The organism is uncultured Turicibacter sp. (genome assembly GCF_938044715.1).
Taxonomy (GTDB): Bacteria; Bacillota_I; Bacilli_A; order MOL361; family Turicibacteraceae; genus Turicibacter; species Turicibacter sanguinis.
The window spans coordinates 18,027-41,913 of the sequence record NZ_CALIOS010000122.1 but is presented as its reverse complement, the minus strand read 5'-3'; the positions used below and the strand labels follow the sequence as shown (position 1 = coordinate 41,913).

Genomic DNA, 23,887 nt, shown 5'->3' with positions numbered 1-23,887 from the left:
GGTGGGTCATTATGAAAAGAATTAAATGTACGGTTGCTTATGATGGTACTTTGTTTAATGGGTATCAACGTCAACCGGGTCAAAGAACGGTACAGGGTGAAATTGAGGCAGCTTTAGAGAAGATTAGTAAGCAACCGGTTACGATTCATAGTTCGGGACGCACGGATACGGGTGTGCATGCATACGGTCAAGTTTTCCATTTTGATAGTGTGGTGAATATGGATGGTAGTCGATATGTTCGGGCATTGAATTCGATCTTACCTGAAGATATTTATATTATTGATAGTCAGGAGGTTCATCCTGAGTTTCATTCTCGTTATCATGGAAAGGTTAAGGAGTATCGTTATCGATTGTCTTTAAATGAGTATAATCCAATGAAGCGTAATTATGTTTATTATCACCGCTTTTCACTTGATGTGGAAAAGATGAGAGAGGCAATGACGTATTTGCTTGGGACTCATAATTTTACGTCATTCTGTGGTAATTTAGATGATATTGATAAGGTGAGAACGATTTACCAGGCAGATCTCATTGATGAGGATGGCGAGTTAACGTTTATTTTCGTTGGGAATGGATTTTTACGTTATATGATTCGTATTATGGTCGGTACGTTGATTCAAATCGGAGAAGGTAAGAAAAAACCCGAAGATATTAAGACAATTATCGAGGCCAAAAATCGAAAATTGGCAGGTCATACTGCTAAGCCGCAAGGGTTGTATCTGCAACGAGTTGATTATCCAGAAGAGATGTTGAAACCTTTGACGGATTATGTAGATAATGAAAAATAATTGTAAAAATAAGGTGTTCATAACCTAGGTGAGGAAAAAAATGAAAGGTTAATTATAATGAGAATGTTTGTTTATCAAACAGTTTATGTTATAATTTAAATAGATAGGGTGATATAAGGGAAGCAACGAGTTATTTGTTGAATTATACAGGAGGCAAATATGGCACTAAAATTCATAAATAAATTATTTAGTCGACAGGAGCAGTCGACGCAAAGCATGATTCAACCTAATGACGCTTTAAATCTTGATGACCTTTCAAAATATACACAGGTTATTGCAACTAAAGAAACATTAGGATATAAAGGATTAAGACGTGCGTTTGATGAGAAGTTACCAGTTGAATTAACGGTAACGGATGAAAATGGTGATAGCTTTGTTGTATCAGGAACGATTTCTCATTATGATGAGCATTATGAGCAATTATTAGTTATCACGGATTCAACTTTAAAGCGTGTTGTATTTAATCAAATTACTGATGTTAAAATCAATGGATAATTTTTAGATATTAGAAAAGAAGTAGGATGTTGGGTCCTACTTCTTTTTTTATTCGTAGAGTTCGAGTTCTAGATTTTTGATGTTTTGGTACATGAGAGAGAAGTAGTCGTCTCCGTTGTTTATTTGGTCGTAGGTGAGTGTTGCAAGATTGTAGAGCGTAGCAGTTTTTAGGTGGAGTTCGCTTTGGAGTTGTTTGGCTTTATAGTTTGTTATGTTTTCTTCAAAGTATAGGTAGGAGAGGTTTAGGTCTGATACGAGTCGTTGTACAGTTTCTAATTCTTGTTGTGGGAGTGGGCTTTCATACATATCGGTGATTGGAATTTGAATGAGTCCATATCCAGCCCATGTTGAGTAGGCAGCATGTGTAACGAGGAAGTAATGATTCGGAGCAGTGCTCAGGGATAGAAAGGCGTTGTTGAGGTCGAGAAGTTTTTCTTTTAGTTCTTCGAAGTTCTTGTCAAAGGTTGGTTTGTACTCTGGAAGTAGTTTGATAAGTTCGTCACGGATGATTTCACACATCATGATGGCGTAGCTAGGATGTAGCCATAGATGATTATAAGGACTTTCGTACATGATGGTGATGTCATTGGTTTGGCTACGACTGTCTGGAAGGTGATAGTCTGAAATAATGGTGTTTAGATTGTCATCTTTTCGAGCGGGTGATTCTGTTGTTGAGAGAGTGCCACTGATGAGGGTTTGGGCTTCCCCAATTTCAGGAGCTGTTTGTTGTTTTATGAGGCTGATGATTTCAATGTAATTTAAGTTCTTTTCTTGGAATTGTAATGAAATGTCCCCGATATATGGTTCAAGTGTGTCATCGATATAGAGGAATAGTTGTGAGGATAGGATTTGGTTGGTAACGTTGTCGTTTAGCTGGTAGTTGTGGATATCACTTTCAGGGGTTAAGATTGAGTTGACGTTGACGTATTGTCCGCCTATTTTTTCGGTGAAGTAGGTAAGTGGGTAGACGGTTGTTAGGATGTTGAGTTGTTTTTGGGTGTGGTTTTCTGTACTTGGTTTTTGATTGCCACAGGAAACAAGTAGGAAACAGGTGAGAAATAGTAGTATGTTTTTTTTCATCATGATAACTCCTTTGGTGTCTGATGTTTTTATTTTTTACGTTAAACGGGGAATAATTCCATCTATCAAAAAGTTTTTATTTATGAGATAATGGGATTTGAAATTTATTTAGCTAAAGGAGTTATGATGATGAGCGGATTCTTTATTACATTAGAAGGCGGAGAAGGGGCCGGAAAGACAACTATTGCAAATGAATTAATCCAAAAGTTATCAGAGCTTGGGATTGAGACTCTGTATACACGTGAACCTGGTGGGATTAAAATTGCGGAACAAATTCGTGAGGTTATTTTAGATCGTGAGAATACAGAGATGGATAGTCGTACTGAGGCTTTACTTTACGCTGCTGCGCGTCGTCAACATTTAGTTGAAAAGGTTAAACCGGCTATGGATGCAGGAAAGATTGTGTTATGTGATCGCTTTGTAGATAGTTCGATTGTATATCAAGGTTATGCTCGTGGAATTGGGATGGATGAAGTACGCGAGATTAATCAGTTTGCGATTGAAGGGTTTATGCCCGATATGACGATTTTTTTTGATATTAAGCCAGAGGATGGACTAGCGCGTATTGCTGCTAATAGTGGTCGTGAGGTTAATCGTTTGGATTTAGAAGGGCTTGAGTTTCATCAGTTAGTGTATGAAGGGTATAAAATTCAAGCTAATTTGTTTAGTGAACGTATTGTAACGGTTGATGCAACGCAATCAATCCAAGCGGTGACAAATGAAATTTGTCAGTTAATTTTAGAGAAGTTAGGTAAATAATAAAGGATTGATGAAAGGTGGTGATGGATGTGAAAGGTTGGGAGACAATTAAGGATCGCCAGCAAGAGGTGGTGCGCTTTTTAATCAATAGTTATCAAAAAAATAGACTGGTGCATGCGTACATTTTAGAGGGACCTAAAGGTGTTGGAAAGTTGTTTGTTGCGAAGAATTTTGCTAAAATGTTATTATGCGAGTCGGATGATAGGATTTGTGGTACGTGCCGTCATTGTCAGATGATTGAGTCTGATGGGCATGTGAATGTTTATATGATTCGACCGGATGGAAATAGTATTAAGAAAGAGCAGATTCAAGAGCTTCAGTCGGAGTTTTCAAAGATGGCAGCGGAGGATTGTGCAAAGGTTTATATTATTGAGGATGCTGATAAGATGTCTGTGAGTGCGGCAAATAGTTTGCTTAAGTTTTTAGAGGAGCCGAAGGCGAATACTTATGCGATTATGTTGACGCAGAACAAGCAGAAGTTGCTTCCGACGATTCGTTCACGGTCTGTCATTCTTTCATTTAAGTCTTTATCGAATGAATCTTTAATACAGCAATATGTTGAAGCGGGAGTGTCGCAACATGCTCCGATTATTTCGGCTTTGACTCAAAATATAGATGAAGGTATCGAGTTAGCAGAGTCAGCGCATTTTAATTCGTTGATTGAGCTTGTTTTGAAAATTGAGGATTGTTTCGTAAAGACGAATTTTGATCCCTCAATTGTGCTAGCTAGGCATCAAGATTTAGTTAAAGAGAAGGATGCTCAGTTTTTATTTTTGAAGCTTTATATGATTTATTATGAGGATGTCTTGAAATTAAAGGTGGGTAAGACAAAGGATTTGCGTTATCGTATGTATACGGCGCCACTTTCGAGTAGTGAAGAAGCTAATTCGCTTGCAATTTGTTTGAAGAAGCTACGAGCCTTGATGGATGCAGAAAAGCATTTGATGGCTAACGCAAATGTGTTGCTTTGTTTTGATCAACTATTTTTAGAAATGAAGGGAGGATTTATTGATGCAATATGAAGTAGTAGGGGTACAGTTTAAGCAAGTTGGAAAAAAATATTTCTTTGATCCAAACGGTTTTGAGTTAAAGAAAGGTGATTATGTTTTAGTTGAGACGATTCGTGGAATGGAGTTTGGTACGGTTGTGATCGGTCCTAAGTTTGTGAATGAAGAGGATGTTTTTTTACCGTTAAAACCTGTTATGCGAATTGCAACGGACGAGGATATTGAAAAGCATCGTAAAAATAAGGCTGATGAAGTTGAGGCTTTAGCTAGTTGTGAGCAGTTAATTATTAAGAATAAATTAGATATGCAACTTTTAGGTTGTGAGTATACGTTTGATCGTACGAAGTTAATTTTCTATTTTACAGCTGAGGGACGAGTTGACTTTAGACAGTTAGTTAAGGATTTAGCTTATACGTTCCGTTTACGCATTGAGTTACGCCAAATTGGGGTTCGTGATGCTGCCAAGATGATTGGTGGTCTTGGACCTTGTGGGCGTGTGTTATGTTGTACCTCATTCCTTGGGGAGTTTGCAACGGTAACGATCAAGATGGCAAAGAATCAGCAGTTATCATTAAATCCATCTAAGATTTCAGGGATTTGTGGTAAATTATTATGCTGTTTAAAATATGAAAATGAAACATATGTTGAATTAATGCAACGATTACCTGACGTTGGAAATCGTGTGTTAACCGAATTCGGAGAAGGACGCGTTCGTTCAATCAACATGATTTCAGAAACATTACTCGTTGATTACAAAGATACAACACGTAAACACGAAGCATCTGAAATCATCAAAATTCTAGATCGAAAAGTCAAAAAAGAAGAAATCCCATTCGACCCAGAACTAAAAGAACTGATGGACTAGGATGTTGAGTCAAGCGGTTAATGATCCTCAAAAATGCAAGTACCAGCGACTTAGTTTCTCAAAGAGAAATGGTCGGTGTGTCCGATTTTTGAAGGTCATTGCTTGACGAAACTCGACTGGACTAAAGAAAAAGCTGAACCGGACGGTTAATCTCGCGTAAAAGTGAACCATCACCCGAATCATCGCTTTTTGATGATGAAGAGTGAGGGGAACTTTATAGTGAGATTGTTCGGTAAAGCTAGATTGGACTAAAAAGCTGAACCGGACGGTTAATCTCGCGTAACTCTAAAGGATAACTTTTTACTAAGCTTCGTTATATTCAGCTAGTAAGCGTAAAAGTTCCCTAGAGATTGGTGAAGATCATCTAATTCTCAATTGGTAGATTGTTTCCTGATGCGGTAAATAGAGATTTTTAGTTTGGCGTTAATTTTTATAAATTGTGGATAATATTTGGATATTGTTTTTTTATAATCTTATGATGTAATTTTTAGGACTCGCTTGGTGTTCATGTTAGGTGGCATTTAGCGAGTTTAAGTTTGTAGGTGGTGAATTTCATGCAGAAATTTTTAAAGGAGAACGAGGTTTTAAATGATTTATTAGGTTATGATGGATTGAAGATTATTCAAAATCCAGAGATGTTTAATTTTTCACTTGATTCAACGTTGCTTGGTGATTATCCGACGATTAATAAGGGTGTAAAGTCGATTGTGGATTTATGTACGGGTAATGCGCCGGTTCCGTTATTTTTATCGCTTCGTTCTAAGGCACATATTACAGGTGTTGAGATTCAGGATATGTCTTATGATTTGGCGACTCGTAATGTGGCGGTGAATGGTCTTGAGGATCGTATTACGATTGTGAAGGGTGATTTAAAAGGAATTCATGAGCAGCTTGGAAAGTATGCTCATGATGTGGTCACTTGTAATCCTCCTTATTTTAAGGTAAATCCAGATAGTAATTTGAATAAGAATGATTATTTAACCATTGCACGTCATGAGGTTTTAGCGACACTTGATGATGTGGTGAAGGAAGCTTCATTATTATTAAAGCATGGTGGACGTTTTGCAATGGTTCATCGCCCAGATCGTTTAGTCGATATTATTGAAACGTTTAGAAAGTATAAGATTGAGCCTAAGCGTATGCGATTAGTTTATCCACGTATTAATCGTGAGGCAAATGTGTTATTAATTGAAGGAATCAAGGGTGGTAATCCTGGAAATCTACGTATTGATCAACCGTTGTTTGTTTATGAGAATGAAACAAGTTTAAATTATAGCCAAGAAATTTTAGATTTATTTATGTTAGGAAAAAAGGAATAGAGTCCTTAGGTTAGACGGCTTACTCTGTTGAGTAAGATCGTTGCTTTCCTTTGGTTGGAAATTCATTTTAAACCATTAAAAGCTATCCACAGGATAGCTTTTTTGTATTTTTACATAAAAAATGGATAAACTATGGTTATCATGGGTAATGTAGGTGATTGAAGTTGAAGAAGTCGCTTGTTATGATTGGATTAATTGTCTTAACAATGATTGTTTATTTGGCTGGATTTTATTATTCGATACAGTTTGATAGTGTAGTAGCAGCAACTTGGGGACTAGTTTATATGATTCTATCGGTGGCTTCAGTCTTAACGTGGCTCGTTATTTTTATTTATTCGGATTCTAAAAATAAGTTGCCATGGTTATTTATTATCGCCTTGTTTCCGGTTATCGGGATTATTTTGTATTTAATGCTTGGACATAATTTTCGTGAGACATTTCGGTATCGTCGTAGATTGAAGGAATTAGGCCCAGACTATGTTGTCCCATCGAGTGATTATGAGACGTCGGATATTAAGACGGAAATGAGTAAATTGTCACAGATGCTCGTTCGTTTAAATACAATGACATGTCGAAGTGATGTTTCATTTAGAACGAAGACGCGAATTTTAACAAATGGAGATCAAAAATTCCCTGTTTTAATTGATGCAATTAAAAATGCGCAGGAATTTATTTTTATTGAGTATTACATTTTTAATAGTGATGATATTGGGATGGAAGTTATTAATGCGTTAAAAGAACGAGCACAGGCAGGGGTTGACGTTAAATTATTATTTGATCCTCTTGGAACCTCTCGAAAGATGAAGCACTCTGTTTTAAGGGAGATGAGAGAAGCGGGAATTGTTGTGGCTGAATTTGACCCAGTTTTAGTTCCATTTTTAACGAATAAGGTTAACCATAGAAATCATCGAAAAATTGTTGTAGTGGATGGTCGACTTGCGATTACAGGTGGAATTAATGTTGGAGATGAGTATATTCATCGTTCTAAGAAATTTGGATTTTGGCGGGATACATCTATTTTGGTAGAGGGAGAGGCGGTTCGTGATTTTGCTGTTTTATTTTCGGGTGATTGGTTTTTTGCAACGGGTGAACGTCTAACGAATGATCTTTATTATAAAAAGGTGACAGAGGTTGAAGATGGAGGAGTTCAAGTTATTGACTCAGGACCTCAGTCAACACTTGCTGCGATTAAACAAGCTTTTTTTAGGATGATTATGGGAGCTGAAAAAAGTGTTTATATTATTACCCCGTATTTGATTCCTGATTTTGATGTCATAACGGCACTAAAAAATGCAGCTTTGGCAGGAATTGATGTTCGCATTATTGTCCCAGGTCGTGCAGATCGAAAGTTTGTATACTATGCGACGCAATCGTATTTTGAACCATTGCTTGAAGTTGGAGTTCGAATTTTTACTTATGATGGTGTTTTTTGTCATTCTAAGGTCATTGTAGTAGATGAGGAAGTAGCCTCTGTTGGAACAACGAATATGGATATCAGAAGTTTTTATTTGAATTTTGAAGTAAACGTAATGCTTTATCATACGGAATCGATTCAGAGTATACTGAATGATTTTAATATTGATTTGTCTAGAAGCACAGAGGTTATTTATTCACAGTGGATAAAACGATCTGCTTTTAAGCGCGCTCTGGAATCATTAGCTCAATTATTTTCGTCTATTATGTAGCAAAATTCGACATAACTCTTTATAATTAAGAGAATAATATTAGTAAAAAGAGTGGAGATGGTCGTATGATTGCGAATACTCATCGACTAGTTGGAGAATTTTTATATCAGGAACTTCCAAAAGAGTTACAAAAATGTGTATGTCGACGAAAATTTGTATTTGGTAATGTTAAACCTGATTTAAAGAAAAAGTATCGTCAGTTTAGTCATTATTATCGGGATAATGTGACGGTTATTTTTAAGTGGCTTGATATTATGATTGAAAAAGATTATGAGATAGAAGAGTTTTCAGAAAAGTTAGGTATTTTAATTCACTTTTTCTGTGACTATACGTGTATTTATCATGCGAATGATTATTTGCACGCATCACATTCAATTAGACAGCATATTCAATATGAAGGAAAGTTACATTTGTATGCATCACGCCAGTTAAAAGATTTCAGTAAAATGGCCATTATTCCATTTCAAAATCAGCAGGAGATTTATGATTATGTAGCGAATCTGACATTTGAGTTAAATCAAGAGCCTGCGGTGATTAGTGTAGAAAAAGATTTTGAGAATATGATGACGTTATCGATGTCGGTGTTGTTATATATTTTAAATCATAAATATCGAGGTAATTAGTGTTAAACGCGTTAATATCTAAGGGAAAAATCTGCTATAATAGATAAGTCTCTAAGTGTTTAGTGAGATGAATTTTTTATAGAGATAATCTAATTAATGTGTTTAGCACTTTTTCCTTAGATAATTAAAAAGAGATATTGGTTATAGAGAGATATCAATGAATTGAAAGAATTTTTTTACGGGATGATAGGAGCTTCTATCCCCAATAGTTCAGGAGCCTATTCTTAAAAATAATAACTGAATTAAAAAAGCAAAAAATTCTCTATTTCCACATAGAATAAATTTAGTAGAGCACATGGCGTGTGATATAGATGGAGTGAAGATTATGCAGATTCAAAAAAGTTTTAAACAAGACCTTGCTTCTTTATATTTGGTGGCAACACCAATCGGTAATTTAGGGGATATGACGCCTCGTGGAATTGAGGTTTTGAAATCAGTGGATATGATTGCAGCTGAGGATACGCGTCATACAAAGAAATTGTGCCATGTTTATGAGATTGAGACACCGTTAACGAGTTATCATGAACATAATAAGGGAACAAAAGGTGACTATATCATAGAGCTATTAAGTGAGGGTAAAAATGTTGCGCTTGTAAGTGATGCAGGATTACCTTGCATTTCAGATCCGGGTTATGAGATTGTGGCAGAGGCGATTAAAGCTGGGTTTGCGGTGATTCCAGTTCCAGGTGCAAATGCGGCGTTAAGTGCATTGATTGCATCAGGATTAGTTCCACAGCCATTTTTATTTTATGGATTTTTAAATCGTGTGAAGTCGAAGAAGAAAAAAGAGTTAGAAGAGTTAAAGTATCAACCCTTTACAACGATTTATTATGAGTCACCTCATCGTATTAAGGAGACGTTACAAGCGATGCAAGAGGTTTTAGGAAATCGTCGTATTGTGATTGCACGTGAGTTAACAAAGCAGTATGAAGAGTTTGTTCGCGGAACGGTTGAAGAATGTTTGAATATTGTCGATGATTTACGCGGTGAGATGGTTGTGATTGTTGAAGGATCAACTGAAACGAAGGAAGAAACGTTATGGTGGCAGGAACTTGAAGTTGTTGATCATGTTGAACATTATGTTTCTGAAGGGTTCAGTACAAATGAGAGTATTAAGCGTGTAGCGAAGGAACGTGGTTTGGCGAAAAACGAAGTTTATCGTGCGTATCATGTTAATTAATGAGTAGGTTGAAAACAAGCTAAGAGGTGAGATGTATGTCATTTTATCGTGACACATGGGCAGAGGTTGATTTAGATGCAATTGTTTATAACGTACAACAAATTAAAAAGTTGCATCCAAATAAAAAGATTTTTGCGGTTGTTAAAGCAAATGGCTATGGTCATGGCGATGTTGAGGTTTCTAGGGTTGCACTTTTAGCGGGGGTTACGAATTTAGCGGTTAGTGGACTTGATGAAGCATTAGGTCTTCGAAAAGCTGGGATTGAAGCGCCTATTTTAGTTTTAGGAATGACTCGCTTAAAAGATGTTAGTATTGCAGCGCAGTATAATATTGCCCTAACAGCTCACGATGAGTGTTGGATTTCAAAGTTAGTTGAGTTACCATTAGAAACGCCTGTAAAAGTCCATTTGAAAATCGATAGTGGAATGCATCGATTAGGATTAACAACAAAAGAAAAAGTAAAAGAAACATTTGAATTATTAAAAGCAGCACCAAATGTTGAGCTTGAGGGAGTCTTTACTCATATGGCGACAGCGGATTGTGATGCGGATTATTTAGAATATCAGATTAAAACCTTTGAATCTTTAATCGAAGATTTAGATTTAAGTTCTATTAAATATGTTCATATTGAAAATACAGCGACGTTATTACAACGAGAATTTGAATTTGATCACGCCATTCGTTTAGGACTTGGTCTTTATGGTATTAATCCAGATGCGACGTTTATTCCACTTGAATTTGATTTAAAACCAGCCCTAAAGCTATATTCTAAAATTACTCAGGTTAAACGTATCAACAAGGGAGACAAAGTTGGATATGGGGCAACTTATACAGCGGAGAATGACGAGTGGATTGGAGTTGTTCCAATCGGCTATGCCGATGGCTGGATTCGTGCTCATCAAGGCCGAAATGTTATTGTTGAAGGGAAGGAATGTGAAATCATCGGACGTGTTTGCATGGATCAGCTCATGATTCGCCTTCCACACGAAGTTGAGATGGGAACAATGGTAACCTTAATCGGAGATGGAATGCCAGTTGAACGTGTAGCAGATGAAATTGGAACCATTAGTTATGAAATTTTATGTATGTTAAGCGACCGTGTTCCCCGTGTTTATAAACAGGATCGAAAAATTATTACGGTTCGAAAAATGAGATTTGATCATGAATAATTAGATAAATAAAAAAGCTAATCTATGATTAGCTTTTTTTTATCGTTAATGAAGAGATGCCTGAACTGAAGAGCCTAAGAAGATATTTATTACTGAGGGTGGAGATGATATTTGATTAATATCTTAACAATTCTTCCACTTTTTGATGGAATATATTTGGAGTTTTTTTATAATGTACAGTTAAATGCTCAAGATATTGAAGTTTTAGCTCTTGTAGTAATTCTTTTGGTTGAAATTTATTGGCGTGATCTAATAAATAAATTATCTTATCTTCTTCATTCAACTTAAAAAATAAATTTAAAGTATGCTTATACCAATCTTTTACCATGGAATACTCGACCTTATCTGAATTAAAGTCTCTTGCTTCATGGCAATATTTTATTGCTATTTTATAATCCTGTAAATGATAATAATTTATGCTAATTAATAGTAAATGTGCAATTTCTTCAGCAGTATCTGTCGCATAATGGCGTGCTTTTTTTAAAACGGATATTGATTCTTGGTATTCCTTTTGACTCATTAAATGCAATCCAATACCAAAATAGGCATACCCAAAATAAGGTTCATAATTTAATTCTGAGATAACAGATTGGAAACAATGAATAGATTTTTGGTGTTCTTTAAATTCGTAAAAGATAAGACCCTCTAGTATTTTAGCTCCAGCTAACGGTTGTGGATTTTTACAGGAATTTAAAATGTTATCAATATATGGAATGCAATTATTCAAATCCCCTGATTTATAGTACATTTCCGCAAGCATAATTTGTAATGTATAATAGGTTTCTGAATCATTCTCACTTGTATATTTTAACGCTAAAAGAAAATAGATAACTGCTTGTTTATATTCTGATTGATATTTCATAATTTCACCAATTTTTATATAAGTTTGAAGGGGTGAAATATTACTTCGAATAGCAGTTTCGATACAATTCAAGTAGAATTGATGTGCTTTTTTATGATCAGATATTTTGGAATAATGAGTTGCAAGTTTGTCGTAGATACCATAAATTTGACTGTGAAGATTATATTTTTCGAGTTCGTTAATACAGTATTGATAATTAGAAATTAATTTATTGATACTTTCAAAGTTCGTATTTAGCCAATTTATTGCTTGTTCCTCTAAGGTCATTGAAAATTGTTCTTTTGTATAGAGATTTATGATTTCCCCGTTAGTTATTTTGAAGATGGCATCATAGATAGACGATATCATTTCTCGAGAGGGTGAGCGTTTTTCAGACTCAATCATGCTAATATAATGTTGATGTATTCCATATTTAGAAAAATTATACTGTTTGATAAAAAAATGGTTACGGATATGTTTTAATTTAGTCGAAATTTTTACGTAAACAAAAGGCTGCATGAATTATTTTTCTCCTTAAACAATCTAATTTATAATATTATTTGCTACTATGTTGATAATAAATGTTAAAGAATAAAAATATCTATTTTACTTTAGATAGAAGATATAGGGAATTTAAAAAACTAGTCAAGGGAGAGACTAGTTTTTTTGTGTTATGTGATTAGAAAGAAAACTATTAAGTTTACTTAATAGGCTTTTTTTAATTTTTAGAAAGATATCTTAATTATGACACGTATTTTTGAGGACGACAACCTATCACAATTATTCTCGAAAAGAGTGATATATTGTCGTAAAATGAAAAAACATGTAAAATTTTTAGAGGTTAATTGTATAAAAATATTTGTGCTAACAAAGTAAACTCTAAAATTGATATTATTGGAGGTTAACATGAATTCCATAAAGATAGATTATGACTATAGGTTCCTAGATTTCTCTGATGATAAAAATAAATCATTATGTATGATTTGCTTTAAAGGTGGATCTAAGTCAATATTTTGGACACAAAAAAGTTAAGTTTTTAAGCCACTTGTCGAGCAAGTTGCTCACATTCTTCAGGTGTTAAATAATTAATCGATCCATGCATTCGTTTTCGATTGTACCAGCCCTCTATATATTGAAACAAAGCGATTCTAGCCTGTTCAAATGTAACATATGTTGTTTGATACACTTCTTCTTTCTTTAGAGTGGCATGGAAAGATTCGATACAAGCATTATCGTAAGGACATCCTTTACGACTAAAAGATTGGATGATGTTAAAGTCTAAAGTTAAGTCTTTAAACTCTTGGCTGGTATACTGCGATCCTAAATCAGTATGGAGAATAATCTCACCTTTAGGTTTTTGAGAAAAATAAGCATTCTTTAAAGCTTTGACGATAATATCCGTTGTCATTTGTTTAGAAAAGTGATAACCAATAATTTTTTTAGAATGTAAATCCATGACTGATGCTAGGTAGCACCAACCTTCTTCTTGAACGTGAATATAAGTAATATCCGATACCCATTTTTGGTTAATTGAGTTGGTCGAAAAATCCTGTTCTAGAATGTTTTCACGTTCTAAAACAAGTTCTTTAGATTGCTTATAAGGGGTATATTTCTTTTGAATAATAGAAGCTAAGCCTGCTGATTTCATTAATCGTTGGACACGCTTTAAGCTAACAGATAATCCTTCTTTAATCAACTGACGGTGTATCTTAATAGCACCATATCGACGCTTACTTTCAAAATAAATTTCCTTAATACGTTTAATGTCCTCTAGGGTAATCTCTGTATCATCTATTGAAGCAATTGGAGAAATCTGTTTAATCCATTTGTAAATTGTTACTTCTGAAACACCATATTCACGACTTAGATCTTTAACTGAACGCCCAGTTTTATAAAGTTCAACAATCATTGATTTAAATTCAGAATTATATTTTTTCATATCGACACATCCTTTAATTATTAAGTCTATTGTAACGACTTAACTTAAATGTGTCCATATGACTATACTAGCACCAAGGAGTATATTTAAATGATATTCATCCTGTGTATAAGATAAATTTAGGGGAATTAATTGTTTTAGAGATTAAAAAAAAATTGAGAAATTATTTTACACATGAACTAGTATTGCGAGGCTTTATATTAGAAGAGAGTGAATTGAAAATTTTCCTGGATTTATTTTGTTTTAACAGCGTGAAGTATATGATGTGTACCTTTTGTAATAATCTAGAAGAGATGGGGATTTCATGTAATTCTTTAGTTGAGAATGAAAATTATTGTTATAATCATAAGAACTATTGCTATAAAACAAATGAATGTTATTTTAATCAGATAGTTTGTGGGATTCAACAACTAAGAGAGGAATTATTATCATCACAATATAAATCATTTTTTTTGGTCTATCAACCTAAGCTAGATGTGAAAACTGAAAAAGTTCATTCAGTTGAAGTTTTAACTCGCTGGCAACATCAAGATTATGGTGTAATAAGTCCTATCGACTTTTTAAAGATTATTAAACAAATGGGCAATCAGTACGAATTTGATTTATTTATCATTAAAAAATCTTGCAAGGAAATTAAAGATTTATTGGGTTATATTGATAATTTCTCGGTTAATGTTTCAATCAGCACTTTAAACCAAGTTAATTTCTCTAATGCTATTGAGAATATTTTAGAAGAAGCGGGAATTAGACCAACATATTTAACAGTAGAGATTTTAGAGGATGAAAATATTAGTGATTATAAAAATGTTGCCTTAAATTTGAATAATTTGATTCAAAAAGGAATTCGGATTTCTTTAGATGATTTTGGTAGTGGGTATTCTTCCTATTATCGTTTATTAGAATTAAATGTTTCAGAACTCAAAATTCCAAAGGAATTTTTTCAAGAGAATTTTGAGTTTACTTCGAAGAATGAAAAGATTTTATTTGGAATTATTAATATGTGTAAAGAAATGGGCATTCAAACAGTGGCTGAAGGAATTGAAAGTATTAGTGATGCACAGTATGTTAAAAAATTAGGAGTGGATTACATACAAGGATATTACTATTCAAAACCGTTAAAAAAAGAAAGCTTTATCAATTATTTAACTAATCAAAGTTAATTTATATCAATCAGTAATTAGGATTGATTAGAGTACAATTAACCGATTCTTTTATGAGATTTATTGTAGTTATAGGAGGAGTTATCTAAATGAGAATGATAATATCTCTAAGTATTGCCTTAGTTTTAACTCTATCTCCTTTTCTTGAATTAGGAACAGTTATGGTCAATGCAAAATCGTTAAGAAATGCTCAACTTAGCTTACAAACGACAGCTGAAGATAATCAAGTTTCAAATCAAGAGGATAAGACGGCAAGCTTAGAAGAGAGTAAAGAGGAAAACTCTGATTCAACTGATGGAGTTTCAGACGAGAGTTTAAATCAGGAAACGGAGGAACCATTAGATGAAGTTATAGAGTTTCCTGAAGAAGAACAGTTAGATCAAGAGGCAGAGATGCCAAAAGAAGAAAATTCAGATGAGAGTGGATTAGGTGCCACAACATCAACAGATGAGGGCTCAGACACGACGGAAGAGGATGTAATCATTGGTGATGGCACGACAGAAGAGGATATCAATGATGTGAATAATCAACCAGAGAGTCAGCTAGAGGTAGAGACTGAAATTTCTAATCAAACAACAGTATTTGAAACAAAAAATAATAAGGTTGCAACAGGAACTTTGGAGTTTGATATTTATTTTCCAACCCCTCTTTCCCAGATTAAAGGCATAAATTTAACTCTAAAAAAAGATGGACATGAGATTGGAAAATTAAGTTTAGAACAATTAAGTGGAACAATTGGACAATCTGACTATACGATTGAAAAAATGAATTCTAAACGTGAACTCTTAGAAGATGGAGATGTTTATTTCTTACATATTAGCATTCATGATTTAGAAATTGGAATGTATGAAGCAGAACTAACTGGTGGGGGATATCAAGCAACGGTAATTCCAAATATTAGTTTAGATAAATATTCAAAACGTGTGAAGTTTTCGGTATCTCATTCGAATGTGAATCAAGAGGCACGAGTAAATGAGGAGTATCCTAAGGCGTTCTTAGCCGGCGATGTGAATCAAGATGGTCAAATTTCAATTGATGATTATGAATTAGTTATCGAACATTTGGGGACAAATGATGAAAAGTACGACTTAAATCGTGATGGAATTGTAGATATTACTGATTTGTCATATACATATGGAAATATTGGTTTAACTGCTCAGGCTACTAATATTGAAAATACAAACATCATTGTTAATTTAAATGACATTAAAGTAGAATCAACAAATACTAATATCGGTGAGAATCAAGATATTTCAGATTTATTCCTTAATGAGTCAACAACTGTTCATTTATCAAAAATAGATAATGAGGCTCCGTCTGAGGAATCTCCACTAAGCATTGATATGAACTTTGGTACAGAATCTGAAAGCCAAGCTGTGTTAATGGAGCAAGTGGTCATTAAAGTGCCAGCGAATCAGACTTTTAATAATGATGAAGTTGGAATTCCTGAAAAAGGATTTGTTAGTTACATTGATGATTTAGGAAAAGAGTATACTGTTCCTTTTGATAATACAGTCACTCGTTCGGCTTCTGGAGATATTGTGATTGATTTAGGGTCACAAGTAGCGGTAAAGAAGATTTCAATTAATGTAACTGGAAACCGTGGAAATAAAGTGATTTCTCAAATTGCTAAAGTTGAGTTTTTAAATAATGTATATAAAGAACTTCCAGCCCCAGACATGAATATTCCAACGATTAAAACGGTTGAAACATCAACGAATCTTCATGATGAGCGAATCACTTTAACTTGGGACCCAGAACCAAATGTAACGAGTTATGAAGTGACTTACGAACAGTTAGATGAGACGACAGGAGCTGTGAAGAAGATAAAGAAACTTCAAACGAATGAGCCTGAAATTAATATTTTAGATAAAGATATTAGACCGTATAGTTTATATCGTGTAAAAGTTCAATCATTGAATGGTGATTGGGAAAGTGGTTATGCAACGGCAGAAACTAATCCGACAGCTTTTGATAAGAAACCTGATAATGTTGATCAAGATTATAATCCAATTGAGGATTATTATAATGGAAATATTGGAAGTGTTACAGAAATCCAAGTTATCCCGATTCAATCACCAGATGTTCCAATTAACTTAGTGACAACACCTGGATTTAAATCTTTCTCTGTAACATGGGAAAAACATATTCAAGCTCGTGATTTTGATATTTATTATCGAAAAGTCGGAGCTGAAAATAAAAAATGGATTAAAGCAAATCAGAATAATTTAGAAGTTAATGAGACAGATTCAGCAGTTACTAATCCAGATAAAAACTATTTAGTTCGTGCTGGAAGTTATACTATTAATGGATTAGAAGATAATGCAACATATGAGGTACGTGTATCGGCTACTAACCATTTAGGAACTAGTAAGATGTCAGATATTTATTTAGCAAGTACTGAAAATGTTACTCCACCAGTTATGACTGAATATAAGTTAATTAATCGTCCAACAACTAAAAATGAAATTGGAACGGAACATATTATCAACGTCATAAATAAAAATGATTCAAAAGAAGAAGGTGGATGGGGACCGGATTCAGCTTTAACATATGATTCAAAATATGCATTAGTTGATGGTAATTTCGGAACATCATGGAAAGTTCAAGACTGGGATACAGGGGCTGTTTATGGAGCAAATCGAGGATCAATCATTGAGTTTGATGATACATACACGATTGGTTCAATTTCATTTGCTCAGTCACTGGAACAAGGATATAAACATTCAGTTAAAGAGGTAAAAATAACTTATTGGACAGCTGATGATCAGCAAGTAGTGAAATCTTTACAGTATCCAACGAATAAAGTATCAAATACTCATAATGTTTATACAGTAACTTTAGATGAACCAATTCAGGCGAAAAAGATTAAAGTGGATATCGCAGGATATGGTGGGTCAGTTCAAAGTATTTCAGAGTTACGTCTCTATGAATATGATTCATTAGAAAATGATGTGAAAAATTTATTCACAGATACATTACGTATTAAATTAAAAGAGACCGTAACAAATGATATGATTCAAACATTAGTCGAGCGTGCCAATACGGTAGATCCTATTAGTAAAGAGTATCACCCAAATCGTGAGACTATTTTGAAAGAATTACAATTAGCTCAAGATTTATTTGAGGATCAAAATCTTTCGGAAAAGATTGTCACATTAGATGCCTCACTTCGAGATAATGGTGCTGCAATTGGTATTAGTAATGCGTGGCAATCATTAGGAGCTGTTGCACGTCCATCAATAGATGATAATAGTCAACAAAAAACAATCTCTGTGTACATGGGGTCAAGTGATGCTAATACACAAGTTGAGATTGTTTTCTTACAAGCCTATGGACAGCCTGGAAAATATATTAGTAAATCAACAGTCATTAAGCCAGGACGTACTGAAATTACAATTCCAGAAATTTTTACTACTGATGTTGAAAAAGGTGGAGCCGTCATGGCGAAAGTGAAATCAGGTTCAACAGATGCAACGATTCAAATCCGTTTAAGTAATGTTGAAAATATTCCGCATTTAAACGTTAATAACTTAATCAATGACAACACGAAAGAAACTGAAATTAAAAGTTTAATCGAAAACTATATAACTGAACTAGAAACTTACGTTCAGAATTTACCTTCAAAATATCCATCGGAGGTATCGGATTTAGATAAATTAAATAATGTTTATTTATATGATGCTCAAACATCTGTCTTAAATTGGACAGATATTGAAGGTCAACGTTTCACATTGTCAGTTCCTGCAACAGAAATTCTAAAAGGAATTCAATCAGGAAATTTAACACGTGAACAGCAAGTTAATCGTGTGTATGATGCCTTATTAGCTTGGGAACAAGAATTATTAGTGACTTATGCCAAGAAAGGTGTTTTCGAATCAGTACAAGACTTTAATGGAAATAGTGAAATTGATTCAGATGATACGGAATATTACAATAAACATAAAGCTCCAACAACACGTTTAAATGTTAAATATCAGCGTATGATTATGGGAGCAGCAGCGTATGCCTCATCACATCACGTTGGAATTGGATATGGAACAGTAGCAGGATTAATTCAAGGGATTCCATATAAAATCGATGAAAGTGGAGAAGTGACGAATAAAGAGACAGCTAAGTTATATGGCGCTTTAATGGGGCATGAAATTGGCCATGTAGTTGATACTACAAACCGTATTTATCCGGAAACAAGTAATAACTTACTAGCAGATTTAACAGATTCGATGTTAGATGAGGATGCACCAAAAGTAAGTGGGGCCTTAACAGAACTTTATAAAAAGGTAACTTCGAATACAGCTGGTTTATCAACAAATCGTTCGGTTGTTCTTGGAATGCTTTGGCAACCACACTTAGCTTATGATAATGAATCAACATATAAAATGTTATTAACAAACTTTGATGCTGATTTAGAGAATGATTCATATTTTGCTAAGTTAAATCGTGCTTACCGTGAGATGACAGCTGAAGAGAAGGCAAATGGGGACCGTGATCAATGGTTAATTCGTCTATCTTCAAAAGTTGTGGGGAAAAACCTAGCATCTTTCTATGGGGCACATGGAATTATTGCTAATGAAACGACATTAGCATATGTAAGCCAATTCGAAGAAGAAATACGCCCGATTCAATATATCAATGATGAGGCACGTCGTCGTCGTTTAGCAGGAACAGCGACTATGCCAGAAGAAACAAAGTTAGTTGCTACATTTGCTGATGGAATCAAAGATCATTCTTACGTTAATTCGAAAGTTGTTCCATTTGAGTTATCTGTCACAATTGGTAACGAGTATATTTTAGGGTATGAAATCATTCGTAATGGAGAACCAGCAGGGTTTGTTTTACGTGATGAAAAGAATGATGTGACTCACTATGAAGATGTGATTTCAAATGGAAATAATCGCACCTATACATATGAAGTTATTGCGTATGATTACAATTTAAATCCAACGAATAAAGTATCATTAGGAACAATTAAAGTTCGCCATGATGGAGGAATTGCAAGTCAGTCGTTAAATATTACCTCAAGTACAGTAGACGTCATTGATGAAAATAACGACTTCCATGCAGCAATTCCGAATTTTGGATTAGCCAATATGTTAGATGGTGACTTATCAACAGTTTATGAAGGTCGTAAATTGACAAATGATGAATATAATGCAATGGATCCTCATAACGATCAATTAAAACCGAATGTTACGTCTTACGTTCAATTAGACTTACAATCAGTTAAATCAGTGATTGGATTGAAATATACCGCACCATTAACTGAAGGTTGGTTAAAATCATCAATTGGTGAGCATGCAATCAAACGTTATCAAATTGATGTAAGTGTCGATGGAACAAGCTGGATAACAGTTAATCAAGGAACATTTAAGCTCGATGCAAATAATCCAACGGAAATGATCTATTTCGGTAAATCAGGAGTTGAATCAGGAAGTCAGTTAAATACATATCAAGTCCGTTATGTTCGCTTATATGCACTTGGAGCACAAAATATCTCAGTAGCTGAGCTTGAGTTAGTTGAACCTCCAGGAGATAATATTGAGATTGGTGTATCAGCAGATAATCAAAACTATGAAAATGGAATTGGAATTTTATCAGAAGATTATATTTACCAAAAAGATGACGAATCGACAGTAGATATCGATGAAACACAGATGATTCCAAAAGGATCAATTATTATTACAGGTGAATATAGCGGGAATCCAGCATTTAATATTCCACTCGTATTAAATGAAAATGAGCAACATATCGCTGACGAATATAACGGAATTTTATTAGCTGAAATTCCTAGCGATGGAAACTTAGAAGAAATTTCAAAAGGAACATGGATTTATTGGGTAGAACCAAACTTTGTTGATCAATTTAAACAAAATAAATCAATTTTTGCTGAATTATATCGAACAGATACAGCCAATCTTGAAACAGATGGGCAACGTTTAGTAAGTAATACATTTATGATTGATATACCAGAAAAACTTCCAGAAATGTCTTTTATTAAATCAAAAACATCAAATAATCAATTAATTACGAAAATTAACAAAGAGCAGATTACTAACTTATCTCGTTAGTAATGAAGTTGAATGAAGATGGGAATATTATTCTCATCTTCATTGTTTAAGGAGAAAAGTATGAAGAAATTAAACATGAAAAAAACTATGTTTAGTTTATCTGCACTTACTGTAACATTAGCAGGTGTTATTTTCTTTTCTCAATCAGGAAGAGCGACGTCTCCTGTTACGGAAGATAACATGGGCTTAACCATTGATAAACTAGATAAAGATACATTAAAGCTTTCATTATCAAATGTAATTGAAATACCAAAGGCACTACAATTTAGTATTCAGCTTGAGGGGGCTGTTTATTTCAATGAAGAAAGTTTAACGTGGTTAGTGACTAATACAACTGATAGCGAAGTACAAAAAAATATTAAATTAAGTGATGATAAAAAAACATTAGAGTTTTTAATCGTATCTAATACATCTCTAAAAAAATCAGGTGGAACGATTGATATTGGAGAAATTGATATTATTTCTGAGAATAATAAAGCGATTGAATATAAATTAACATCTAAACTTCAACCAGATGGGACAGGTTATAAATATGTTGTAGATGCGACAAATAAACAAGTAAGTGGACCACAATTATATGTAGAAAATGAGGGAATGTTGACATATAACACAGCTCCAAAATTAACTTTAATTGATTCTCCTAAGATAGTCGAAGGAAAGATTATGTTAACTGTTGGGGATTCATTTACAGAAGAAGAAAAAAAATCTTATGTGGTTGCGATTGATGAGGAAGATGAAAATTTAGAGATAACTGTTGAAGGAAAAGTTGATACGAGTATTATTGGATCATATTCTTTAACCTATAAGGTAACAGATTCGTTAAATGAAACCACGACTTTAGTTGTTCCAGTTATTGTTGAAAACCAAGTGGAAGAGGTATTAAATCCTGTTATTAATGGTGTACGCCAACAGGTTGAATTAACAGTTGGTGATTCGTTTGATGTCTTAGAAGGCATTGAAGCAATTGATTACACTGGATATAAGATTGATGTTCAGGTGGGCGGTAATTATACAGAAACTCTTGTGGATGGAATTGCTACAAAATCAGGAGTATTTACTATTCAATATGATGCCGAAGATCGTTGGGGAAATCCAGCAGCAAGCGAAATAACAACTTTAATTGTTTCGGAACAACCAGAAACACCGGAACAACCAGAAACACCGGAACAACCAGAAACACCAGAACAACCAGAAACACCAGAACAACCAGAATACATGATTCCAGAATCTATTGTAGATTTAATTAATATGAATGTTGTTTCGGTAGATAGTGGAAAAGGAACAAAAGATGAGCCACTGATGTTAACAGTATTAGACTTAACTGATGTAGCTAATTTAAAAGCTATGATTGAATCATTTAAGGATTATAATGTGAAGGTAGAACGTCGCCAACAGCGTTCAACGGTGTCTTACGCTATTACATTAACAAATGAAAAAGAGGCACATTATTTAGTTATGACCTTATCAGAAAATCAAAATGAAATGATTAATTATTTAGATTCATTAATTGAAGATACAACGAACCCAGGAACAGGTAATGGTGGATCAGATACAGCGAAACCGGGAACAGATAATGCTGAATTAGATACAACGAACCCAGGAACAGGTAATGATGGATTAGATACGACAAATCCGGAAACAGGATTACAAGTACAATGGCCATTTATGAGTAGTGGAATCATTGTTCTTATTGTAGGAATTTGGTTAGTGTTAAAACGTAAAGCGATTAACAAATAGTTGAAGTACTTAAGCTTTTAACTATAATTATATGATACGGACATAATTAGAAATCCTAGTAGTTTATGCTACTAGGATTTTTAATTAATAATAAAGTTGTGATAAGGTGTTACGAAAAAAATTTATAATGAGAAGAAATTTTTGAATGAATCGTCATAATTTTTACTTTTTTCTAATAAATAGGTAAGTTTTGATTTTGGCGAAATATAATGATGTAAGGGCTATTTTTTTGTATGAGGGGGCGGTTTTTTGGTGGTAAATTGTTCTGTTCGTGCTGTGATAGTGAAGGAAGGAAAGTTGCTTTGTTTAAAGGTTTTGGATGAGCAAGTTTGTTATTATATGTTACCGGGTGGAAAGATAGGTCATGTGGAAGACATGTTTGATTCTATAAAAAGGCATTGTTTTGAAAAGGTGAATGCTAATGTTAAGGTTCATGATTTGTTGTTTGTACGCGACTATTTATCTAATTATGAGGCATGTGAACATACAATTGAACATATTTTTGTTTGCTATCCAGAGGATGAGACTGAAATTCAAAATGGAAGTTACCCAGATTGTAACCAGGTTGATGTAGAATGGATTCCGATTCGAAAGTTTGATCAGTATCAGTTTTGTCCAAGACGTTTACAGGAAGTGATTATTGCTTTTTGTAAAGGTGAGGATGTGGATATTTATTTAGATGAAGTTGGATATTAAAAATCCCTCACAGATTTTATTGTGAGGGATTTTTTTATGCTATTAGGGATAGCCGTTTATAAACTTGTTCAATGTTTTGAATGGTGCTATTAATTTTGTAAGATAGTTCATCTTTGTGGATAATAGCAGTCAGTGTACGTCCATCAAAGTCATACTCTGAGATATCGTATTCATTTTGACGAAGGTCGTAAAGTAATTTGGTGAAAGGTAGATGCCTGATATCTCGTTTATCAAGGTAATAAATATAAGGTTGATTGACTACAATCCGTTCGGTTCGTTTTAGTTGTCTTAATTGATGAATCGTATTAAGACGTCGTTGTGCGATATAGCGGTTCGGATAAAAAAGGATGGCCGCCATATCGCTTGTGATTGGCAGATGTTTTCTGCAGTGTTCGATTAAAGTAATATCCCGTTTTGTTAGTTGTCCTTTCATAAGATCCCCCCTTGGTAAAATGATGATATCATATGACGATGTC

General features: G+C 34.1%; 18 protein-coding genes. 14 read left to right on the top strand and 4 right to left on the bottom strand.

Translation table 11 applies throughout. The features are described from left to right. Positions 1–11 precede the first annotated feature (11 nt). Together truA and QWC74_RS11850 are read left to right on the top strand one after the other, a co-directional pair. Entirely contained in the window at positions 12–788 is a 777-nt protein-coding gene (gene truA / locus QWC74_RS11855; protein WP_006783711.1) for a tRNA pseudouridine(38-40) synthase TruA, read from the top strand. A 159-nt stretch (positions 789–947) separates the two neighbouring features. Continuing rightward, positions 948–1,283, top strand: a complete 336-nt coding sequence (locus QWC74_RS11850; protein ID WP_006783712.1) for a hypothetical protein — start codon at positions 948–950, stop codon at positions 1,281–1,283. 48 nt (positions 1,284–1,331) lie between these two features. On the opposite strand, the gene QWC74_RS11845 is transcribed toward QWC74_RS11850, so the two are convergent. After that, a complete protein-coding gene (locus tag QWC74_RS11845; RefSeq protein WP_237701253.1) occupies positions 1,332–2,363 on the bottom strand; it encodes a metal ABC transporter solute-binding protein, Zn/Mn family in 1,032 nt (343 codons plus the stop codon). A gap of 129 nt (positions 2,364–2,492) precedes the next feature. Between QWC74_RS11845 and tmk the strand changes: the two genes are divergently transcribed. From tmk to alr, 8 genes are all read left to right on the top strand, one after another. Beyond that, the gene (gene tmk, locus QWC74_RS11840; protein ID WP_353888927.1) at positions 2,493–3,122 is read left to right on the top strand and encodes a dTMP kinase; all 630 of its coding nucleotides are present in this window, start codon (positions 2,493–2,495) and stop codon (positions 3,120–3,122) included. Between the two features lie 29 nt (positions 3,123–3,151). After that, positions 3,152–4,144, top strand: coding sequence for a DNA polymerase III subunit delta' (gene holB, locus QWC74_RS11835; protein ID WP_006783715.1), 993 nt, complete (start codon positions 3,152–3,154; stop codon positions 4,142–4,144). Next, positions 4,134–4,994 carry a stage 0 sporulation family protein gene (locus tag QWC74_RS11830; RefSeq protein ID WP_006783716.1) on the top strand — a complete coding sequence of 287 codons (861 nt, stop codon included), beginning with the start codon at positions 4,134–4,136 and terminating at the stop codon, positions 4,992–4,994. The genes holB and QWC74_RS11830 overlap by 11 nt, the downstream gene beginning before the upstream one ends. A gap of 554 nt (positions 4,995–5,548) precedes the next feature. Then, positions 5,549–6,313, top strand: a complete 765-nt coding sequence (locus tag QWC74_RS11825; protein ID WP_006783717.1) for a tRNA1(Val) (adenine(37)-N6)-methyltransferase — start codon at positions 5,549–5,551, stop codon at positions 6,311–6,313. A 164-nt stretch (positions 6,314–6,477) separates the two neighbouring features. Then, on the top strand, positions 6,478–7,998 hold the full coding sequence (cls, locus tag QWC74_RS11820) for a cardiolipin synthase (RefSeq protein ID WP_006783718.1): 1,521 nt from the start codon (positions 6,478–6,480) through the stop codon (positions 7,996–7,998). Between the two features lie 65 nt (positions 7,999–8,063). Next, positions 8,064–8,621 carry a zinc dependent phospholipase C family protein gene (locus QWC74_RS11815; RefSeq protein ID WP_006783719.1) on the top strand — a complete coding sequence of 186 codons (558 nt, stop codon included), beginning with the start codon at positions 8,064–8,066 and terminating at the stop codon, positions 8,619–8,621. Positions 8,622–8,946: 325 nt separating this feature from the next. Then, positions 8,947–9,801, top strand: coding sequence for a 16S rRNA (cytidine(1402)-2'-O)-methyltransferase (gene rsmI / locus QWC74_RS11810; RefSeq protein ID WP_202795338.1), 855 nt, complete (start codon positions 8,947–8,949; stop codon positions 9,799–9,801). A 35-nt stretch (positions 9,802–9,836) separates the two neighbouring features. Further along, on the top strand, positions 9,837–10,970 hold the full coding sequence (alr, locus tag QWC74_RS11805; RefSeq protein WP_006783721.1) for an alanine racemase: 1,134 nt from the start codon (positions 9,837–9,839) through the stop codon (positions 10,968–10,970). A gap of 115 nt (positions 10,971–11,085) precedes the next feature. Here alr and QWC74_RS11800 read toward each other — a convergent pair whose 3' ends face one another. Both QWC74_RS11800 and QWC74_RS11795 read right to left on the bottom strand, forming a co-directional pair. After that, positions 11,086–12,330, bottom strand: coding sequence for a hypothetical protein (locus tag QWC74_RS11800; protein WP_288994099.1), 1,245 nt, complete (start codon positions 12,328–12,330; stop codon positions 11,086–11,088). 517 nt (positions 12,331–12,847) lie between these two features. Then, positions 12,848–13,750, bottom strand: coding sequence for an IS3 family transposase (locus QWC74_RS11795; protein WP_006783723.1), 903 nt, complete (start codon positions 13,748–13,750; stop codon positions 12,848–12,850). Between the two features lie 263 nt (positions 13,751–14,013). Here QWC74_RS11795 and QWC74_RS11790 point away from each other — a divergent pair, with 263 nt between their 5' ends. The 4 genes from QWC74_RS11790 to QWC74_RS11775 all read left to right on the top strand — a co-directional run bounded on the left by QWC74_RS11790 (position 14,014) and on the right by QWC74_RS11775 (position 23,411). Further along, positions 14,014–14,910: an EAL domain-containing protein gene (locus tag QWC74_RS11790; protein WP_157753417.1), complete on the top strand. Its 897-nt coding sequence runs from the start codon at positions 14,014–14,016 to the stop codon at positions 14,908–14,910. An 89-nt stretch (positions 14,911–14,999) separates the two neighbouring features. Next, a complete protein-coding gene (locus QWC74_RS11785) occupies positions 15,000–20,978 on the top strand; it encodes a M60 family metallopeptidase (protein ID WP_006783725.1) in 5,979 nt (1,992 codons plus the stop codon). A gap of 60 nt (positions 20,979–21,038) precedes the next feature. After that, on the top strand, positions 21,039–22,715 hold the full coding sequence (locus tag QWC74_RS11780; protein ID WP_288994096.1) for an immunoglobulin-like domain-containing protein: 1,677 nt from the start codon (positions 21,039–21,041) through the stop codon (positions 22,713–22,715). Between the two features lie 252 nt (positions 22,716–22,967). Beyond that, the gene (locus QWC74_RS11775; protein ID WP_006783727.1) at positions 22,968–23,411 is read left to right on the top strand and encodes an NUDIX domain-containing protein; all 444 of its coding nucleotides are present in this window, start codon (positions 22,968–22,970) and stop codon (positions 23,409–23,411) included. Between the two features lie 34 nt (positions 23,412–23,445). Here QWC74_RS11775 and QWC74_RS11770 read toward each other — a convergent pair whose 3' ends face one another. Then, positions 23,446–23,844 (bottom strand): hypothetical protein, encoded by a 399-nt coding sequence (locus tag QWC74_RS11770; RefSeq protein ID WP_006783728.1) that lies wholly within the window; start codon positions 23,842–23,844, stop codon positions 23,446–23,448. Between the last annotated feature and the right edge of the window lie 43 nt (positions 23,845–23,887).

Coding starts and splice junctions, on each gene's coding strand:
- truA (WP_006783711.1), top strand. CDS start 12: ATGAAAAGAATTAAATGTACGGTTGCTTATGATGGTACTTTGTTTAAT.
- QWC74_RS11850 (WP_006783712.1), top strand. CDS start 948: ATGGCACTAAAATTCATAAATAAATTATTTAGTCGACAGGAGCAGTCG.
- QWC74_RS11845 (WP_237701253.1), bottom strand. CDS start 2,363: ATGAAAAAAAACATACTACTATTTCTCACCTGTTTCCTACTTGTTTCC.
- tmk (WP_353888927.1), top strand. CDS start 2,493: ATGAGCGGATTCTTTATTACATTAGAAGGCGGAGAAGGGGCCGGAAAG.
- QWC74_RS11830 (WP_006783716.1), top strand. CDS start 4,134: ATGCAATATGAAGTAGTAGGGGTACAGTTTAAGCAAGTTGGAAAAAAA.
- QWC74_RS11825 (WP_006783717.1), top strand. CDS start 5,549: ATGCAGAAATTTTTAAAGGAGAACGAGGTTTTAAATGATTTATTAGGT.
- QWC74_RS11815 (WP_006783719.1), top strand. CDS start 8,064: ATGATTGCGAATACTCATCGACTAGTTGGAGAATTTTTATATCAGGAA.
- rsmI (WP_202795338.1), top strand. CDS start 8,947: ATGCAGATTCAAAAAAGTTTTAAACAAGACCTTGCTTCTTTATATTTG.
- alr (WP_006783721.1), top strand. CDS start 9,837: ATGTCATTTTATCGTGACACATGGGCAGAGGTTGATTTAGATGCAATT.
- QWC74_RS11800 (WP_288994099.1), bottom strand. CDS start 12,330: ATGCAGCCTTTTGTTTACGTAAAAATTTCGACTAAATTAAAACATATC.
- QWC74_RS11795 (WP_006783723.1), bottom strand. CDS start 13,750: ATGAAAAAATATAATTCTGAATTTAAATCAATGATTGTTGAACTTTAT.
- QWC74_RS11790 (WP_157753417.1), top strand. CDS start 14,014: ATGTGTACCTTTTGTAATAATCTAGAAGAGATGGGGATTTCATGTAAT.
- QWC74_RS11785 (WP_006783725.1), top strand. CDS start 15,000: ATGAGAATGATAATATCTCTAAGTATTGCCTTAGTTTTAACTCTATCT.
- QWC74_RS11780 (WP_288994096.1), top strand. CDS start 21,039: ATGAAGAAATTAAACATGAAAAAAACTATGTTTAGTTTATCTGCACTT.
- QWC74_RS11770 (WP_006783728.1), bottom strand. CDS start 23,844: ATGAAAGGACAACTAACAAAACGGGATATTACTTTAATCGAACACTGC.